13 protein-coding genes are annotated in these 16,860 nt (G+C 64.5%); 4 read left to right on the top strand and 9 right to left on the bottom strand.

The window, feature by feature from the left end; genetic code table 11:
* Window positions 1-193 precede the first annotated feature (193 nt).
* Both ACZ89F_RS20995 and ACZ89F_RS20990 read left to right on the top strand, forming a co-directional pair.
* A complete protein-coding gene (locus tag ACZ89F_RS20995; RefSeq protein ID WP_476093905.1) occupies window positions 194-2,170 on the top strand; it encodes a S9 family peptidase in 1,977 nt (658 codons plus the stop codon).
* On the top strand, window positions 2,167-3,438 hold the full coding sequence (locus ACZ89F_RS20990) for an NAD(P)/FAD-dependent oxidoreductase (protein WP_476093904.1): 1,272 nt from the start codon (window positions 2,167-2,169) through the stop codon (window positions 3,436-3,438). The genes ACZ89F_RS20995 and ACZ89F_RS20990 overlap by 4 nt, the downstream gene beginning before the upstream one ends.
* Window positions 3,439-3,464: 26 nt before the next feature.
* Here ACZ89F_RS20990 and ACZ89F_RS20985 read toward each other — a convergent pair whose 3' ends face one another.
* Window positions 3,465-4,358: a LysR family transcriptional regulator gene (locus tag ACZ89F_RS20985; RefSeq protein WP_476093903.1), complete on the bottom strand. Its 894-nt coding sequence runs from the start codon at window positions 4,356-4,358 to the stop codon at window positions 3,465-3,467.
* Between the two features lie 134 nt (window positions 4,359-4,492).
* Between ACZ89F_RS20985 and ACZ89F_RS20980 the strand changes: the two genes are divergently transcribed.
* Both ACZ89F_RS20980 and ACZ89F_RS20975 read left to right on the top strand, forming a co-directional pair.
* Window positions 4,493-5,830, top strand: coding sequence for an aromatic ring-hydroxylating oxygenase subunit alpha (locus ACZ89F_RS20980; protein WP_476093902.1), 1,338 nt, complete (start codon window positions 4,493-4,495; stop codon window positions 5,828-5,830).
* Between the two features lie 84 nt (window positions 5,831-5,914).
* Window positions 5,915-7,561, top strand: a complete 1,647-nt coding sequence (locus ACZ89F_RS20975) for an acetolactate synthase large subunit (RefSeq protein WP_476093901.1) — start codon at window positions 5,915-5,917, stop codon at window positions 7,559-7,561.
* Window positions 7,562-7,612: 51 nt separating this feature from the next.
* Here ACZ89F_RS20975 and ACZ89F_RS20970 read toward each other — a convergent pair whose 3' ends face one another.
* The 8 genes from ACZ89F_RS20970 to ACZ89F_RS20935 form a co-directional block, all read right to left on the bottom strand.
* Entirely contained in the window at window positions 7,613-8,782 is a 1,170-nt protein-coding gene (locus ACZ89F_RS20970) for a substrate-binding protein (RefSeq protein WP_476093900.1), read from the bottom strand.
* A gap of 42 nt (window positions 8,783-8,824) precedes the next feature.
* Window positions 8,825-9,526, bottom strand: a complete 702-nt coding sequence (locus ACZ89F_RS20965) for an ABC transporter ATP-binding protein (protein ID WP_476093899.1) — start codon at window positions 9,524-9,526, stop codon at window positions 8,825-8,827.
* A 2-nt stretch (window positions 9,527-9,528) separates the two neighbouring features.
* Window positions 9,529-10,233 carry an ATP-binding cassette domain-containing protein gene (locus tag ACZ89F_RS20960; protein ID WP_476093898.1) on the bottom strand — a complete coding sequence of 235 codons (705 nt, stop codon included), beginning with the start codon at window positions 10,231-10,233 and terminating at the stop codon, window positions 9,529-9,531.
* Window positions 10,230-11,216, bottom strand: a complete 987-nt coding sequence (locus tag ACZ89F_RS20955; protein WP_476093897.1) for a branched-chain amino acid ABC transporter permease — start codon at window positions 11,214-11,216, stop codon at window positions 10,230-10,232. Before ACZ89F_RS20955 ends, ACZ89F_RS20960 begins: the two co-directional genes overlap by 4 nt.
* A complete protein-coding gene (urtB, locus tag ACZ89F_RS20950) occupies window positions 11,213-12,070 on the bottom strand; it encodes an urea ABC transporter permease subunit UrtB (RefSeq protein ID WP_476093896.1) in 858 nt (285 codons plus the stop codon). The genes ACZ89F_RS20955 and urtB overlap by 4 nt, the downstream gene beginning before the upstream one ends.
* A 4-nt stretch (window positions 12,071-12,074) precedes the next feature.
* Window positions 12,075-13,196, bottom strand: coding sequence for a class II histone deacetylase (locus ACZ89F_RS20945; RefSeq protein ID WP_476093895.1), 1,122 nt, complete (start codon window positions 13,194-13,196; stop codon window positions 12,075-12,077).
* Window positions 13,197-13,279: 83 nt separating this feature from the next.
* A complete protein-coding gene (locus ACZ89F_RS20940; protein ID WP_476093894.1) occupies window positions 13,280-16,006 on the bottom strand; it encodes a winged helix-turn-helix domain-containing protein in 2,727 nt (908 codons plus the stop codon).
* Window positions 16,007-16,690 carry a GNAT family N-acetyltransferase gene (locus ACZ89F_RS20935; RefSeq protein ID WP_476093893.1) on the bottom strand — a complete coding sequence of 228 codons (684 nt, stop codon included), beginning with the start codon at window positions 16,688-16,690 and terminating at the stop codon, window positions 16,007-16,009.
* Window positions 16,691-16,860: the final 170 nt, after the last annotated feature.

Genomic DNA, 16,860 nt, shown 5'->3' with positions numbered 1-16,860 from the left:
ACGTGTGATCCAGATGCAGTGCGCATCAAGTATCAGGCCACAGACACATGTGTCTAGACAGTCCGGAATGAGCCTGTATGGTCGCCGTCGCTGCCATTTGGACAATGCGGCGCGGCTCCAGCGAATGGATGCGCGACGGGTCCTGAACGCATCCTTGTGAGGGTATCCGATGCAACGGGATTTTCGCTCGTCAGTGGAATTCGAAGCCGTCCACAGGTTCTACAGCGATCTTCTGGGCGCACCCGGACATGTCTTCAGCGGCCGCTCGCTGTGTGGTCATCAGGGTGCTGGACAGCTTTATTTTCTCGGCCAGAGTTTCGAAGGACCGATCGAGGGCGGAACCAGCAGCAGGCTCTACCAGGTCGAGCGCGGCAGTGGCGCGATCAAGCGCCTCAGCGACAGGGAAGCGCGCCAGATCCGCTTGTCGCCCGACGGCAGACTGCTGGCATTCGCCTGCCAGGGTGACGGTCCCGCAACGGACCTGATCGAGACGAGATCAGGCGGCGCCGTTGTCGCGAGCGTCGCCTTGCGTGGGCGCATCGAGCAGATCGACTGGTCGCCGGACGGCAAAAGCCTTCTTCTCGTGGTTGCCGGCGCTGCCGCAGACCTTGCCGGCATCCATGGCGGCTATGCCCAGAAGCAGCCCGCTGAAGCCGAGGCCTGGCTGCCCGAGGTGCGGCTCGGTGAAGGCGAGGATTTGTGGCGCACCCTGTGGATATGGGATCTTGAGGGCGCTGCGCGCCAGCTCACGGCGCCGCCGTTGAATGTCTGGGAAGCAAGCTGGTCCGGCAAGGACAGCATCGCGGCACTGGTCAGTGACGATCACAGCGAAGGCAGCTGGTACAGGGCGCGGCTGGCATTGGTCGATGCCGGCTCGGGTGAGGCACGGATCGTTCACACGCCGCGGGACCAGATCGGCTGTGTCAGAGGCAACCCGAGCGGCGACAAGGTCGCGTTCGTGCAGGCCTTCTGCAGCGATCGCGGACTGGTTTCGGGCCTGCTTTCCATTCTCGACGTGACGACGGGCGACGTTGCGATGGCGGACACGCTGGGCATCGATGTGACGTCGATCGAATGGCGCTCGACGACGACGATCCATTTCGCCGGCGCGCGCGGTGCCGAGACGGCAAGCGGAGATTTCTCGCTTGGGCGGTCGGTTGCCACGCAACATTGGGCGTCGCGTGAACTCACCCATGGCGAGTGGGTGCCCGCGTCCAGTCCGATCGGTGACAAGGGCTCGCTGTTCATCGCCGAATCCTGGTCGCGCGCGCCGTTCCTGGCCGAAGCGACCGACGGCACGATTGTCGAACTGGCCTCGCTGGCAGCACAAGGTGCCGCCGGCGCCACGGCACCGTGCGGCACGATCGAGCCGATCGAATGGACGGCGCCGGACGGGCTGAAGATCCAGGGTTGGCTGGTGCGGCCACGGGCGGTCGCCGGCCCGACGCCGCTGCTGGTCGATGTCCATGGCGGCCCGGTCTCCGCGCACCGCAACCGCTGGCTTGGCCGGTCGCGCGCCGGCGCCATTCTCGCCAGCCGCGGCTGGACGGTGCTCTTCCCGAACCCCAGAGGCAGCGCCGGGCGTGGCGACGATTTTGCCCGCGCGGTGAAGGGCGACATGGGCGGCGCCGACGCGCAGGATATCATTAGTGGCGTCGACGCGTTGATCGAGCGGGGCCTGGTGGATCCCGCGTGCGTCGCCGTGACGGGTACCAGCTATGGCGGCTTCATGTCGGCATGGCTGCCGTCGCAAAGTGACCGTTTCGCAGCGGCGATACCGATCTCTCCGGTCGGCGACTGGTATAGCCAGCACCGGACATCGCAGATCCCCGAATTCGACGAGATCATGCTGACGACATCGCCGTGGGAATCCGGTGGCGACTATTTTTCGCGAAGCCCTGCCTTCCACAAACAGAAGAAGATCGTGCCGACATTGATCATGGCCGGCGCCATCGACAAGAGCACACCGCCCGGCCAGGCCGAGGAATGCCATTTCGCGGCGCTGAGATCGGGGGCGCCGAGCGCGCTCGTCATCTATCCGAATGCCGGACACAGCCTGCGTGGCTACCCCGAATATATCGACAGCGCCGCCCGCATTCTGTGGTGGCTGGAAAGGCATGTCGGTTCAGCCGGTGCGGCCGGATCATCAGCAAAGGGAGACCAGGGATGAGTTCAAACGGCAGCCATGGCAGGGGTGATAACAAGCATATCGCCGTGATCGGCGGCGGTATCATCGGCTGCAGCGCGGCTTTCCATCTGCTGCGGTCCGGTGTGCGCCAGGTGACCGTCATCGATGCGGGTCAGCCGGGCGCTGCAACCACCAGCGCCGGTGCGGGCTTCGTCTCCCATTGGTCCGCCGGCATGATTCCGCTTGGCGAAGAAGGCCTTCAGCTGCAGCAATATGGCCTCGATTTCTATCGCCGGCTGCACGAGGTCGGCGTCGAGATCGGTTATCGGCCGAACGGCACCTTGATCATGGCGCTGACCGAGGACGGGCGCGAGCGTTTTGTCCGCCCGGTGCTGGACTCTCCCTATGCGCCGCCGGAAATGCAGGACCTGAACGCCGCGCGGATCGGGCAGAAGATGCAGGGTCTCATCGATCCGGCGCGGGTCCATTCGGCAGCCTACAATCCGCATGGCATCCAGCTCGACACCAAGCTGGCGATGGGGGTGCTGACCGGCCAGATCAGCGAGCTCGGTGGCATCTTCCGCAGCAGCACACGCGTCACGGCCGTCCGTGATGCCGGCGACCGGGTGACGATCGAGACCGACCAGGGCAGCCTTGAGGCTGACGGTGTCATCGTTGCCGCCGGCGCCTGGAACAACCAGGTCATATCAGGCCTTGGCTGGCAGTTGCCGCTGCTGCGCGTCGTCGCGACGCGCATCGTCACCGACGATCGCGGCCTGCCGTCGACCATTCCCACCGTCCAGTGCCGTGAGTTGCGGCTGTGGCTGCGCGAAACGTTCGGCGCTGTCATGTGGGGAACCGGCCGGCACTACAAACCCCTGTACAAGACGAACGACAGCGAAATCGAACCCGGCCAGCCGCACAATCTCGAGCTGATGCAGGAGACCTCCGAGCAGGAGCTTGCCGAGCTGCAGACGGTGTTCCCGCCGCTGCGCGGTTCGACGATCGCGAGCTGGGCGCAAGGTGTGCCGTGCTACACCCCTGACAACGGCCTTGTCGTCGGCAAGGTCCCTGGCAGCGACAACGTTGTGGTTGTCGGCGGCGACAATGAGAGCGGCGTCACCCATGGACCGGGTCTTGGCCGGCTCTCCTGCGAATTGGTCCTCGGGCAGACCCCGTTCGTTTCCGCCGAGCGGTTTCGTGTCGACCGCTACGCATCCGATGCCTTCAAATCGGAAGCCGAGATCGAAGCCGCCATGCCGGCCTGGGGCGCGCGTCATGAGGCGTCGCGATTTGGCCGCGAGGCCTGATCGGAGCTGTCCCAGACGCTGACTTGTCAGCTGTCGCCGACGCTGGCCAGCAGCGCCTGCGCCACCGCCCTGACCACCGGGCCGGCATTCTTCCTCATGACGATGTGGAAGGAGCCGGCGTGGCGACGCGAGGTCTTAGCCAGCCGGACGAGCTGGCCGCGACGCAGATGCTCGTCGGCAAACCCCGCCCAGGCGAGTGCCGCGCCGCGCCCGGCGATGGTTTCGTGCATCATCGACATGTAGCTGGTGAACCGAGGTCCATCGAGTTTCCGGTCGGTTCCGATCCACGATTGCCAACTGTCGATCGCGCCCGGCGGCGTCACCTGATGCAGCAGCGGCACGGCCATGAAAGCCTCGGGCTCTTCCGAGGCGAGCGCCGGATATCGCGCCAGGAACGCCGGCGCGCAGACCGGGAACCATTCACCGTCGAGCAGTCTTTCGGTTACGAACTCGGGCCATTGCCCGGCTTCGCCGAAACGGATCGACAATGCCACTTCAGGCTGGTCGAAATCCCTGTAGTCGGTGGATGTCTGCAGCAGCACCCGGCCATCGGCAATTTGCGATGTGATGAGGCCGAAGCGCGGCATCAGCCATGCCTGCGCCAAGTCGTGGCTGCAGCCGACCACGAATGTATCGCTGTCGTGCGCGGTCAAATCCTCGACCGCTTGCCTGATGGTGCTGAGACCCTCGCGGATCGCTTCGGCCAGCGTGTTGCCGGCCCCGGTGACAGCGACGCGGTTGCCTTTTCGCGTGAACAGCTCGACCGACAGCTGGCGCTCGAGATTGGCGACATGCCTGCTGACCGCCGATTGTGCGATGTTGAGCTCCTGCGCGGCCAGCGTCAGCCCGCCATGCCTGGCGGCTGCCTCGAAGACGACCATTGCGTTCAGCAAGGGAAGCGATGTCTTGAGGGTTTTCACGATCCGGACCTGTATCTACCTTCATGCCTTTTCGATATGAAGGTCTACCATTTCTGTATTTGCCGCAAGCCTTTCCGCATCGCACACTCTATCGAAACATCATCCTAACGCCAGCGAGCAGAAAGGTGTTTGCCGTGCAGGCCTACACACCGAACAGCCAGCCTATCGACAGAAGCGAGACCGTCAGGCTGATCGACCGGCAACGTCCGGACTGGTCGCTGGAACAGGCCTTCTATGCGGACCCGGCGATCTTCGCACTGGAACGGGACTTGTGGTTTCCCCGCCAATGGATGCTTGTCGCCCATGCCAGCGAGGTGCCTGAAAAGGGCCGCTACATCGTGCGCCAGCTGTTCGACGAGGAGATCATCGTCGTGCGCTTCGGTGACGCCGAGGACGACATCGCGGCCTACTACAATGTCTGCACCCATCGCGGCTCGCGGCTCTGCGCCAAGGACGGTCGCGGCAAGCTTCTGGTCTGCCCCTATCATGCCTGGTCGTTCAGGCTGACCGGCGAACTGAAGTCACGGCAGGATCTACCGGCAAGCGTCGATCCGGAAACACTGGGACTGCATCGCGTGCCCTGCAAGAGTTTCGGCGGGCTCGTGTTCTGCGGCCTCGATGCCAATTCGCTGCCCGACATCCAGCCTGTCGCGGACGGGCTGACGGGCGGCTTGCGCGAAAACGGCCTCGACCGTGCGCGCATCGTCGCGCGCAAGAATTATCTGACCAGGGCGAACTGGAAGCTGGTGCTCGAGAACTTCCTCGAATGCTATCACTGCCGGCCGGCTCATCCCGAATATTACCGCGTCAACGGCCATGTCAAAGTGACCGCGACCCGCGACGCCGACAAGGCGGTCGAGTGGCAGAACGAAATCGAGGCCTGGCACAGCGTCATCGGCGATGCCGAGTTCCACAAGGGCGCGTGGCAGGCCGGCGACCTCGACACGATGCCGTTTGCCATGCACCGCAAGCCGATCGGCTCCGGCCGCAACACGCTGTCCAATACGGGTGAGGGGGTCTCGTGCCTGATGGGCGGTCGTCACGCCTATGATGGCGGCGAAAGCGGCTTCCGCCTCGGGCGCCTGTCGTTTGCAAGTGCTGCCAATGACTATGTCACGCTGTTCCAGATGATACCGCGCAACGCCACGGAAACCGATGTCATCCTGACCTGGCTTGTCGACAAGGATGCCGACGGCGACATCGACGCCGATGCGATCAGCTGGATGTGGGACGTCACTACGGTGCAGGACAAGAAGATCACCGAGGACAATGCCGACGGCATCATGTCGCGCGCCTACCGGCCGGGACCCTACACGCCGCTGGAAAGCCAGACCTCGTTCTTCGTGCAGACCTATCTGTCGGAACTGCGATCTCTGATCACCGGCACCCGCGGCGCGCCGCTCAGCCAGTGGTCCGCGCCGAAGGAGCTTTTCGCATCGCCGAAAGCGGCGAGCTGCAATACGCGGCTCTGACCTGCGGCTGAAGACGCCTCTTTGAGGCGTCGCGTTCCGATGCCATATGAAGGTGGCCGACGGAATGTTGCAGGAGAGGTGGTCATGACCAAAGGTTCGGATTTGTTCGTCGCGGCCCTCGAGAACGAAGGGGTCGAACGGATTTTCGGCATTCCGGGCGAAGAAAATCTTGATATCGTCGAATCCATCCGCCGCTCCTCGATCCAGCTGATCCTGACCCGCCACGAGCAGGCAGCCGCCTTCATGGCCGCCACCTATGGCAGGCTCACCGGCAAGCCGGGTGTGTGCATCACCACGCTTGGGCCAGGCGCGCTCAATCTTTCGACCGGTTCGGCCTATGCGCTGCTCGGAGCGATGCCGATGATCATGATCACCGGCCAGAAGGGCATCCTGTCATCCCGGCAGGCGCGCTTCCAGATCGTCGACATCGTCGCGGCGATGAAGCCGCTGACCAAGCTGTCGCGCCAGATCGTCTCGCCGAAGATGATCCCGTCGCTGGTGCGCGAGGCCTTTCGCGTCGCCCAGGAAGAGCGTCCAGGCCCCGTGCATCTGGAGCTGCCGGAAGACATCGCAGCGGCAGACTGCGAAGCGGTCGCGCTCGTACCGACGCACCCGGTCGAACTGCCGCTGGCCAGCCCGGGCGCGCTTGATCGCGCCGCCCGTATGATCATGGAAGCCAAGCGTCCGCTGTTGATGTTCGGCGCGGCGGCGTCGCGGCCGCGCTCGACCTCCGATCTCGCGCAGTTCGTGTTGCGCACGCAAATTCCCTACTTCACCACGCAGATGGGCAAAGGCACCGTGCCTGGCGGAACCGAGCTCTACATGGGAACGGCGGCACTTTCGGAGCGCGACTATGTGCACGAGGCCATAGAGCAGGCCGATCTGATCATCACCATCGGCCACGACACGGTCGAGAAACCGCCCTTCATCATGGGCGCCAACGGACCGAAGGTCATCCATGTCGGTTACCAGTCAGCTGATGTCGAGCAGGTCTATTTCCCGCAAGCCGAGATTGTCGGCGACCTCGGCCCTTCGCTCAAGCTGCTGGCGGACCGCATCGAGGGCAACATCCCCAATGCGCAGGCTTTGCTGCCGCTGCGTGAAGGTATTTTGAACAGGATCGCCGCGCGCGCCACCGAAGATCGCTTCACCCCGCAGCGCATCGTGCATGACGTGCGCGCCGTGATGCCGGCCGACGGGATCCTCGCCCTCGACAACGGCATGTACAAGATCTGGTTCGCGCGCAACTACCGGACCCGCATGGCAAACACGATCCTGCTCGACAATGCGCTGGCCACCATGGGCGCGGGCCTGCCGTCGGCGATGATGGCGGCACTGCTCTATCCGCAGCGCCGTGTCATGGCCATCTGCGGCGATGGCGGCTTCATGATGAACAGCCAGGAATTGGAGACCGCCGTCAGGCTCAAGCTCAATCTCGTCGTCTTGCTGCTCGAGGACCACGCCTACGGCATGATACGCTGGAAGCAGGCGGTCGACGAGTTTCCGGATTTCGGCATGACCTTCGGCAATCCCGACTTCGTGAAATACGCCGAGGCCTATGGCGCCAAGGGGACCAGAGTTGGCGCGATCGCCGAATTGCGGCCAGCGCTGGAACAGGCCTTCACCGGCGGTGGCGTGCATCTCGTCGTCGTGCCCATCGATTATTCCGAGAACATCAGGGTGCTTGTCGATGAGTTGCGCGAGCGGCTCCCAGCGCCCCAGGCATCCTGACGGCGGCAACAATGCCGCCGTCAGGATTGCCTGGAACTGGTGCCGAAGCCCCTAGACCTTGCAGTAGGGTGTTACCGGGGCGATGGTGCCGAAATCCTTGACGATCTCATAGCCGATGCCGTCGGCCGCCGCCTTGCCGACATAGGAATGGCACAGCGTGTGGTTGTTGGTGGCGTCGACCCGGATCTTGCCTTGCGGCGCGTCGAACTCGATCGTCGGCAGTGCGGCCAGCACATCGTCGTCCTTCAGCGATCCGGCCTTTTCGGCGGCCAGCGCGTAGAGATGCAGGCCGTTGTAGCCGGCCTCGCCGATGCCGTTGACCATCTTCTCCTGGCCGAACTTCTCACGGAAGCTCGAGATGAACTTCTTGTTGACCGGGTTGTCGAGCGCCATCCAGTAGGGCTGCGGTGCGTAGGTCTCGGCCGCCACGCCGGGCGGCAACGCGTCCTTGTTGAAGACCTCGTCGAGCGGCGCGATCAGCGGCTGCTTGATGTCGAAGCTGCGATACTGCTTGAGCTGGGTGACGGCGTCGTTGCCGACCACCATCGACCAGACGACATCGGGCTTCAGCGACTTGATCTTCTGGAAGGCCGGACCGAAATCGGTGGTTCCGAACGGATAGTAATCGGCGCCGATGATCTTGCCTCCGGCCTTTTCATAGGCCGCCGTGATCGCCTCGGTCATCTTCTGCGGCCAGGCATAGTCCGAGGCCATGACATAGATGGTCTTGCCGAGGGTCTCGGCCACCCACGGCATCATCGGATCGACCTGCTGCATCGGGATCGGGCCAGTGGCGACGAAGTAGCGATTGCATTCGCCGCCTTCGAAATTGGTCGGGTAGAAGAACAGCTTCTTGGCCTTCGAGGTCACCGACAGCGTAGCACTCCGCTCGGGCGAAATGATCGTGCCCATGATCACGTCGACCTTGTCTTCGTTGATAAGCTTGCGCGCCTTGTCGATGGAGCCCTTGGTCGTGGTCTGGTTGTCTTCGACGATGAGCTCGACCTGGCGCCCGCCAATACCGTTGGCGGCGTTGAGCTCGGCGGCGGCGAGCTTGTAGCAATTCAGCAGCGTCTCGCCGAGGATCGCCTGCAGCCCGGTGATCGGGATCGACAGGCCGACCTTGACGGTGTCGGCGGCGCGCAGGATCGACGGCGCGCCAACCATGGCGAAAGCGGCGGCAGCGCCACCTGATGTCAAAACAGTTCTTCTGCTTATCATTGTTGTGTTCCCTTCCAGTCCCAGGCGCGCCCCATGCACGCCTTACAAAGCCAACAGGTCCTTCAGCAGGGTCTCGTCGGCGAACGCCTCCGGCGTGCCTTCATGGACGATCCTGCCCTTCTCCATCACCAGGCAGCGGTCCGATGCCTTGAGAACCAAATCGAGATTCTGCTCGACAAGAACAATCGCGATGCCGCGCTCGCGGGCGATGCGCGGCACCAGCTCGGCGATCGACTGTACGATGTTCGGCTGGATGCCTTCCGAGGGCTCGTCGAGCAGCAGCACCGACGGCAGGCCGCACAATGCGCGGCCGATCGCCAGCATCTGCTGCTGGCCGCCCGAAAGCGTGCCGGCGACCTGCGCTTCGCGTTCGCGCAGGATCGGAAAATAACCGAAGATGTCGGCTGGAACGCCGCCGTCGCCACGGTCTTTGGCGGCACGGGTGCCGACTTCCAGGTTCTGCCGCACCGTCAGTTGGTTGAAGATGCCGCGGCCCTGCGGCACATGCGCGATGCCTGCCCGCGCGCGGCGGTAGGCCGGCGCATTGGTAAGGTCCTGATCGCCGAGAACCACCGCACCACCGCTAGCCCGCAAGGCCCCGGCGATGACGCGCAGCAGCGTCGTCTTGCCGGCGCCGTTGCGGCCGAGCAAGCCGACGACTTCGCCGGGCGCGACGCTGAGGTCGATGCCGTTCAGCACCGGGAGCAGGCCGTAGCCGGCCGAGACGGCAAGTGTCCGCAGCATGGTCAGCGCCTCCCCAGATAGACATCGCGGACCATCTCGTCGGTCTCGATGTCATGGAAAGGACCGCTGCGCAGCCGGCGTCCCTGATGCAGCACCAGCGTCTCGCAGTTCAGCGCCCGCACGAAGCGGATGTCGTGCTCGACCGCGACGATCGAGAACTCGCCCTTGAGCCGCAACAGCATCTCAGCCGTCGCCAGCGTTTCCTGCGGCGTCATGCCGGCGGTCGGCTCGTCCAGCAAGAGAAGCCTCGGTTCGATCGCCAGCGCCATGCCGATCTCCAGCCATTGCTTCTGGCCGTGCGCGAGTTCGCCCGCCAGCGTGGCGGCGCGTTTGGTCAGCGCGACCAGTTCCAGCAATTCGCCAATCGGGCGCACAGGCGAGGGCGCGCCCCACCGAGCGACCTTCAGATTGTCTTCCACCGAGAGGTTCGGGAAGACGGACGGGATCTGGAACTTGCGGGCGATGCCGAGCCGGGCGATGCGATGCAGCGGCAGGCCGGCTATGTCGTGGCCGAGGAAGCGCACGCTGCCGCTGGTCGGGCGCAGCGTGCCGGTCAGCACATTAAGGAAGGTGCTCTTGCCGGCGCCGTTCGGCCCGATGATGCAGCAAAGTTCCTTGTCGCGCACGGTGAGGTTCAAGGCTTCCAGCGCCTGCAGCCCGCCAAAGCGGATGCCGACATTTTCGGCCTGGAGCAGGATGTCGCTCATTGCGCGCGGCTCCCGCCTTTGAACAGGCCTTTCAGCCGCGCGTAGATCGACAGGATGCCGTCCGGCAGGACGAAGACGATGATGACGAAGACGCAGCCGAGCAATAGCGGCCACAGGCTCGGGTTGAAGCTGCTGATCGTCTGCTGCGCGCGCTGGATGAAGATGGCGCCGAGCACCGGCCCAAGCAGCGTGCCGCGCCCGCCGACCGCCACCCAGACGATGACTTCCGTCGACAGCAGCAGTCCGGACAGATCGGGCGCCACCAGCCCTGCCATGCAGACATAGAGCGCGCCGGCAAGTCCGGCGATCGCCGCCGACAGGACGAAGGTCACGAGCAGCCGCAACGGCGCATTGTGGCCGAGCGCTGCCGCCCGGACTTCATTGTCCTGGATGGCGGTCAGCACCGTGCCCCAGCGGCCACGGCTGATCGACCACAGCGCCAGCACGGTCACCGCGACGATGGCCGAGACGAAGATGTAGCTGGGCAGGTCCTGGCTCAGATCGACATGCAGCCCGCCAAGATCGAACGCGATCGGCGGGATGCCGATCAGGCCGCTGTCGCCGCCGGTGACCGAGCTCCAGGAGACGGCGGCCTGCTGGCAGATGACGCCCATGGCCAGCGTGACGATGGTGAAGTAGCTGCCACGGATGCCGCCAAAGAACAGGAAGTAGCCGATGATCGCGGCGACGAAAGCAGCACCAGTGACCGCGCCGGCAAGGCCGAGCAGGCTGGCGAACGGGATAGCGTCGTTGAGCGTGATCAGCGCCATGATGTAGCCGCCGATGCCGAAAAAGGCGGCGTGGCCGAAACACAGGATTCCGGTGCGGCCCCAGAAGAAGTCGAGGCTTGCGGCGAACAGGCCGAAGATCAGCGCATCGCGGATCACCGTCAGCTGATAGCCGTCGGCGAAGAGGGGATAGACGACCGCGAGCGCCACGCAGACGGCAAAGATCAGCAGCCAGTTGCGGTCACGGGCGATCATCGCGATGCCCCGTTGAACAGGCCGTTGGGCCGCAGACGGACAGCGACGATGGCCGCCAGCAGCACGATCGCCTGCGCCAGCGACGGCGATATCTGGTAGTTGAGGATGCTGGTCAGCCCGCCGACGAAGACGCTGCCGGCGACAAGGCCGCCGATCGAGCCGACGCCGCCGACAATGACGACGAAGAAGGCGTTGGCGAGATAGTTCACCCCCATCTGCGGCAGCACGATCGCCAGCGGCGCGACCAGTCCGCCGGCAAGACCGGCGATGGCCGCGCCGAAGGTGAAGGCGATGGCGTAGGTGCGCCGCGTGTTGATGCCGACGCCCTCGGCCATTTCGCGGTTCTGGATGACGGTGCGGATGTCGAGCCCGAAGGAGGTGCGGCTGATCAGCAGGATGACGCCGAGCAGGGTCAGCATGGCGATGCCGATCAGGATAAGCCGGTAGGCTGGGTAGACGGTGAAGAAGAGATCGAGCGTGCCTTCGATCGGCGGCGTCACCGGCTTGGCGCCGAGGCCGAAGGTCAGTTCCAGCCCTTGCTGCAGGATCAGGCTGACGCCCCAGGTGGCAAGCACCGTCGAGACCGGCCTGGAATAGAGATGGCGGATGATGGCGAATTCGAGGATGGAGCCGACCACCGCGCCGGCGACGGGCGCCGCGGCCAGCCCCAGCCAGAAAGAGCCACCCATGCTCTGGACGAAATAGACCGCAAAGGCGCCGACGGTGACGAACTCGCCATGCGCCAAATTGGTGACGTTCATCAGCCCGAAGCTGATCGCCAGCCCGAGCCCGACCAGCATCAGGATGCTGATCAGGGTTAGCGCATTGAGGAGCGTGGTGATGAGAAAATCCATCGCGTCAGGCCGCGCTGGCGAGGCGTTGCCGCAGGCCGGCGAGCAGCCCCTCTGCGGCATCGATCACCGCGGCCTGGTGCGGCTGCAGATCCTGCCCGGCCCATTCGTCGATATGCTCCGACAGCGGGTCGACCACTTCGGTGCGATGATTGGCCAGCGTCTCGATGACGGCATGGCCGCAGAACGGCACATAGCCTTCGGAGTAGCCGCCCTCATGGGTCATGATCAGACGCCCCTGCGAGGTCTCGGCGGCCAACGCCACCATGCGCGCGGCGAGCCGCCGGAAGCATTCGCTGTTGAGCATCATGCGGCCGAGCGGATCGAAGCCGGACGCATCGAAGCCGGAGGCGACGATGACGAGATCTGGCCTGTAGGCGCGCAGCGCCGGGGCGACGACGCGGTCGAAGGTCGCTTCATAGGCGCCGGTCCCGCTACCGGCCGGCAACGGGATGTTGATGTTGTAGCCTTCGCCAGCATCTTTGCCGTTGTCGGCCAGCGCACCGCGCCCGGTCGGATAGAGATTGTCCTGATGCACGGAAATGGTCAGCACCGACGGGTCGGAATAGAACACCGTCTCGGTGCCGTTGCCGTGATGCACATCCCAGTCGACTATCGCCGCGCGGCCAAGCAGGCCTTCATGCTGCAGCCGGCGCACGGAGACGCCGATGTTGGAGAACAGGCAGTTGCCCATCGCCTGGTCGGGTTCGGCATGGTGTCCCGGCGGCCGCGCCAGCGCGTAGGCATTGTCGACGCGGCCGGTCAGCACGGCGCGCATGGCGGCATAGGTGGTGCCGGCCGACAGCAGCGCGATGTCGAAACTGTTGAGACCGATCGGCGCCTGTGGCCCGGCGAAACCGGAGCCGCGCTCGCTGAGCATGCGGATGTCGTCGACATGGCGTTGCGTGTGCACGCGCAGCAGGTCTTCGACCGAGACCGGCTCGGGGATGATCGGCACCAGATGGCGCGACAGGCCACTGACCTGGATCAAATTGTTCAGCCGGCGCTTCGAGCCGGGCGATTCCAGATGGCGGCCGGGTTCCACGAAACGGCCGGGCGGCATCATGTCGGCGCTGGAGCCGGTGTCATGCCACATCAGCTGTTCGTGAAAAACGTAGCCTGTCGCCATGCGCAGCGTCCTCTGAAAACCAGGTGACGCTAGCAGGCTAACGATCATGTGGCCCGACCCGAAAGAGGGGTTGTGCCTGTTATCTATGCCCCTCCTTTCGGAGGGGTATGGGCGCCTGCGGACCCTTGCGCCGCGCGCACCGCCTGGACCCGATTGGTCACCGCCAGCTTGCCGAAAATGTTCTTCAGATGCCATTTCACCGTAGTTTCGCTCACCGACAGCGCCAAGGCGATATCGCGATTGGACATGCCCTCGGCGAGATAGCGCAGCAACTCGGCCTCGCGCTGGGTGAGCTGTTCCTTCTCAGCGGCTGGTGCGGCCAGCTTGCGTGTCGCCACGGGTATTGTCTGCGCGGCATCGATGATGCGCGTCGCATAGGCTGACAGCGCGGGATCGGTCTTCGCTTGAGCCGCACGCAGCCGCATCAACCCTTCGACGACAGACCTTCCCTCGTCGACGAAGGAACGGATGAAGCCAGAGGGTTGTGCGAGGCGCAGCGCGTCGAGCAGAGTGCGGTCGGCCTCGCGTTGATCGTGGGCAGCGCTGGCTGCCTTGGCGCGCAGGATCAGCGCCAATATATGGCGGCGCATGCGCCCGCTGGTTCTCGTTCGCTCCAGCAGCGCGTCGAAAACCCGCGCGGCATCGGCATAGGATTTCTCGGCGGTCAGCAAGCGGCCCTCGGCGAAGAACTCGAACTCGTTGGCGGTGGTGATGACCATCGAAGCCTCGGTCTCTTCCTCACGATGCTCGGCCAGCAGCGCGCGCGCCTCGGCATTACGGTTCTGGTCGAGCAGCACACGTATGCGATCATGCATGATCATCGATGCCAGGCGGCGATACACCGTGCCGCGCACGCGTTGATAGACGCGCTCCAGCATATCCAGCGCCGCTTCGGTGCGACCGGTCAGCTGCAGCACGCGGGCATAAGTCGGCACGCTGGCCAAGGGATAGACGATGACCGCCGCGCCTTCGATCTGCGGTCCGAGATTCTCGACCAGCGTCAGCGCCTCGCCCGACGCATTGGTCTCGTAGGCAAGCTCGGCAAGTAGCGTTCCGGCCAGGGCCTCGGCATAGGAGTTTGCACCGATCCGCGCCCTGGCCTCGATGATGGCGTTGCGCAGCAGCCGCTCGGCGGCGGGCAGGCGGCCCGCCGAACGCTCGACAACGGCCATGTAGCAATTGGCGATGGTGACGCCGAGCAGGCTGCCGCTTCGTTCATGCGCCCGTCGCGCCGCATCGATCGCGGCGCGCGCGCCTTCGAGGTCGCCCAGCGCATAGAGATTGTAGCCAATGACGTTGGCGGTCGCGCCCTCCATGAACCAGGCATCGGGCGCGATGACGCGCAGGGCCGCAAGGGCTGTGTCGCGCGCCTGATCGAACTGCTCCAGCGTGCTGTGGACGGCAGCGGCGAGAACCACGAGCTCGGCCTCGATCGTGGTTCCGGTCATGGTGCCTGGGTCATGGCTGTCGGTCGGCCCGGTCTCGACCAGCTTGCGCGCATTGCTCAGCGTCTGTTGGGCAATCTCGGGTTGGCTGCTGTGCACCGCCAGCCACAGCACGACGAGCTGCAGCCGGATGCGCTGGTCGATCAATTTTCTCGGCAGCAGTGCCAGCAACTGGCGCACGTAAAGAAGCTGGCACTGGGCGATGAGGTCGAGCGCGTTGTTTTCGACGAACACCGCCGCACGGGCCTGGTCGCCGGCGGCCAGTGCGTGCCCGATCGCCTCGGTCAGCATCTTGCGCTCGCCGAACCATTCGGCGGCCGCCAGATGCAGCGGCGCGATCATCTCCGGTTCGCGCCGTTCCATTTCGCGGCTGAGGAAATCGCGGAACAGATGATGATAGCGGAACCAGCGCCGTTCTTCATCGAGCGGCACGAGGAACAGGTTGCGGGTCTCGATCTCCGTGATCGCCGCCTCGGCATCCGGCGCCCGCATCACCGCCCGACAGGCCTCGGCGCTGAAGCGTTCGAAGATCGAGCTGTAGAGCAGGAACTTCGCGATTGCCGGCGGCAATTCCAGGAACACTTCGCCCATCAGGAAGTCGGCGACGTTGCGGTTGGCGCCGGTAAAATTGCCGATGACGGTTTCTGGTGCATTCGCGGCACTTAGCGACAGCGAGGCCAGTTGCAGGCCGGCGGCCCACCCTTCGGTGCGCGAGCACAAGGTTTCCACCGTGCCGCTGCTGACGCTCAGGCCCAGTTTCTCGTTGAAGAACGCCTCGGCTTCGGACGAGGCGAAACGCAGATCGTCGGGGCCGATTTCGAAAACGTCGCCCAGCACCCTGAGCTTGCCAAGCTGCAGGTCTGGCAGGCTGCGCGAGCCGATGACGAAGGCGACGTTTGCCGGCGCCTGCCGGGTCAGGCGCTCCATGAACCGCCTCACCGTCGTCGCCTCGATGGCATGGTAGTCGTCGAAGAACAGGGTGATGTCAGCCTCTCGCGCCGCGAGGCCCGGAACAAGTGCCGCGAGCACGACATCGAGCTGCGGGATGGGGCTCGACTGGAAGGCAAGATCGAGTTCTGCCGGGCTCTGGACCAGATGGCGTAGCGCGCCCACCAGATGCGACAGGAAGGCGCCCTCGTCATTGTCTGTTATCTCGCAGGACAGCCATGCGGTCAGCCGGCCGTGACGCGCGACTTCCGCAGCCCATTGCGCCATCGTCGTCGATTTGCCGAAGCCGGCCGGCGCGGCAAACAGCACGATGCGCGTGTCGATATGGCGCTCAAGCGTCGACAGAATGGTCTCGCGGCGCACCCATCGTCGATGGTGCGGCGACGTTTGGCTGACGGATTGTGGAGCTGTTCTCATCTAGGTCCGCGCAACCTGTCGGTTCTCCGGGGAGAGCGAGGCTCCCTTGCCATTGCTCCACTCCGCTTCGATCAGGGGAATCTGCGGTGCGGCATCGCGCGGCAAGGTACCCTTGATCCGGGGATCGTCGACAATCTCAAATCCGGTCGCGAAGGGCACAAACCCGCAGGCACTGTAAAAACCGATGACGCTGTGATGATCGAAGCTACTCGTATGCAACCAGATGCGGCCCGGGTCGAGGCGCCATGCGAGATCCAGTGCGCCAGCCATCAGCCGCTTGCCGAAACCGCGCCCAGTCAAGGACGGAAACAGGCCGAAATAGGTGATCTCGATCTCGTTGCTGTCGGCGACGAAAAATTCGACCATGCCGAGATGGGCGCCGGTTTCGTCATGGCCGTGGTAGAGATGCTGGCGCGGGTCGGCAAAATGCGCCGCGATCTCGGCATCGGACATTTCGGAAACGCGATCCCACAGCCAGGGCGCGCCGATCTCGAGGAAGACCGCCCGATAGGAAGCGCAGTCGGGCGTGGTGATCCGGGTCATCGCCAGGGGTTGCGCGAGACCGGGCTGCGGCGCGCGCGCCTCCATCCAGGTCACCGCATTGGCGAGCTTGCCCGCCGGCAGGCGCCGGTAGCCAGTGGCGAGATCGGTGATTTCGGCCGGCATCGTGTCTTCGCTGGTCAACGCATTCCTCGTCATGTCTGTCCAGACAGCAGTATCGGCTTGCTGCATCCGATGCCAACTCCCCAGCGGCGTGGCGGCATCGAACGGCAAGCTCTGGCCTGACGTTTCGGCCCATATGCCTCTTGCATTTCACAGGAATGGCATATGAGATATGATACACCATCCAGATG

It is taken from the genome of Mesorhizobium sp. USDA 3734 (assembly GCF_056279665.1).
This window is presented reverse-complemented; position numbering and strand designations above follow the sequence as displayed.

Excerpts from the sequence above, each read along its gene's own strand:
- ACZ89F_RS20965 (WP_476093899.1), bottom strand. The coding sequence starts at position 9,526 with ATGCTGCGGACACTTGCCGTCTCGGCCGGCTACGGCCTGCTCCCGGTG.
- ACZ89F_RS20975 (WP_476093901.1), top strand. The coding sequence starts at position 5,915 with ATGACCAAAGGTTCGGATTTGTTCGTCGCGGCCCTCGAGAACGAAGGG.
- ACZ89F_RS20990 (WP_476093904.1), top strand. The coding sequence starts at position 2,167 with ATGAGTTCAAACGGCAGCCATGGCAGGGGTGATAACAAGCATATCGCC.
- ACZ89F_RS20970 (WP_476093900.1), bottom strand. The coding sequence starts at position 8,782 with ATGATAAGCAGAAGAACTGTTTTGACATCAGGTGGCGCTGCCGCCGCT.
- ACZ89F_RS20945 (WP_476093895.1), bottom strand. The coding sequence starts at position 13,196 with ATGGCGACAGGCTACGTTTTTCACGAACAGCTGATGTGGCATGACACC.
- urtB (WP_476093896.1), bottom strand. The coding sequence starts at position 12,070 with ATGGATTTTCTCATCACCACGCTCCTCAATGCGCTAACCCTGATCAGC.
- ACZ89F_RS20960 (WP_476093898.1), bottom strand. The coding sequence starts at position 10,233 with ATGAGCGACATCCTGCTCCAGGCCGAAAATGTCGGCATCCGCTTTGGC.
- ACZ89F_RS20940 (WP_476093894.1), bottom strand. The coding sequence starts at position 16,006 with ATGAGAACAGCTCCACAATCCGTCAGCCAAACGTCGCCGCACCATCGA.
- ACZ89F_RS20955 (WP_476093897.1), bottom strand. The coding sequence starts at position 11,216 with ATGATCGCCCGTGACCGCAACTGGCTGCTGATCTTTGCCGTCTGCGTG.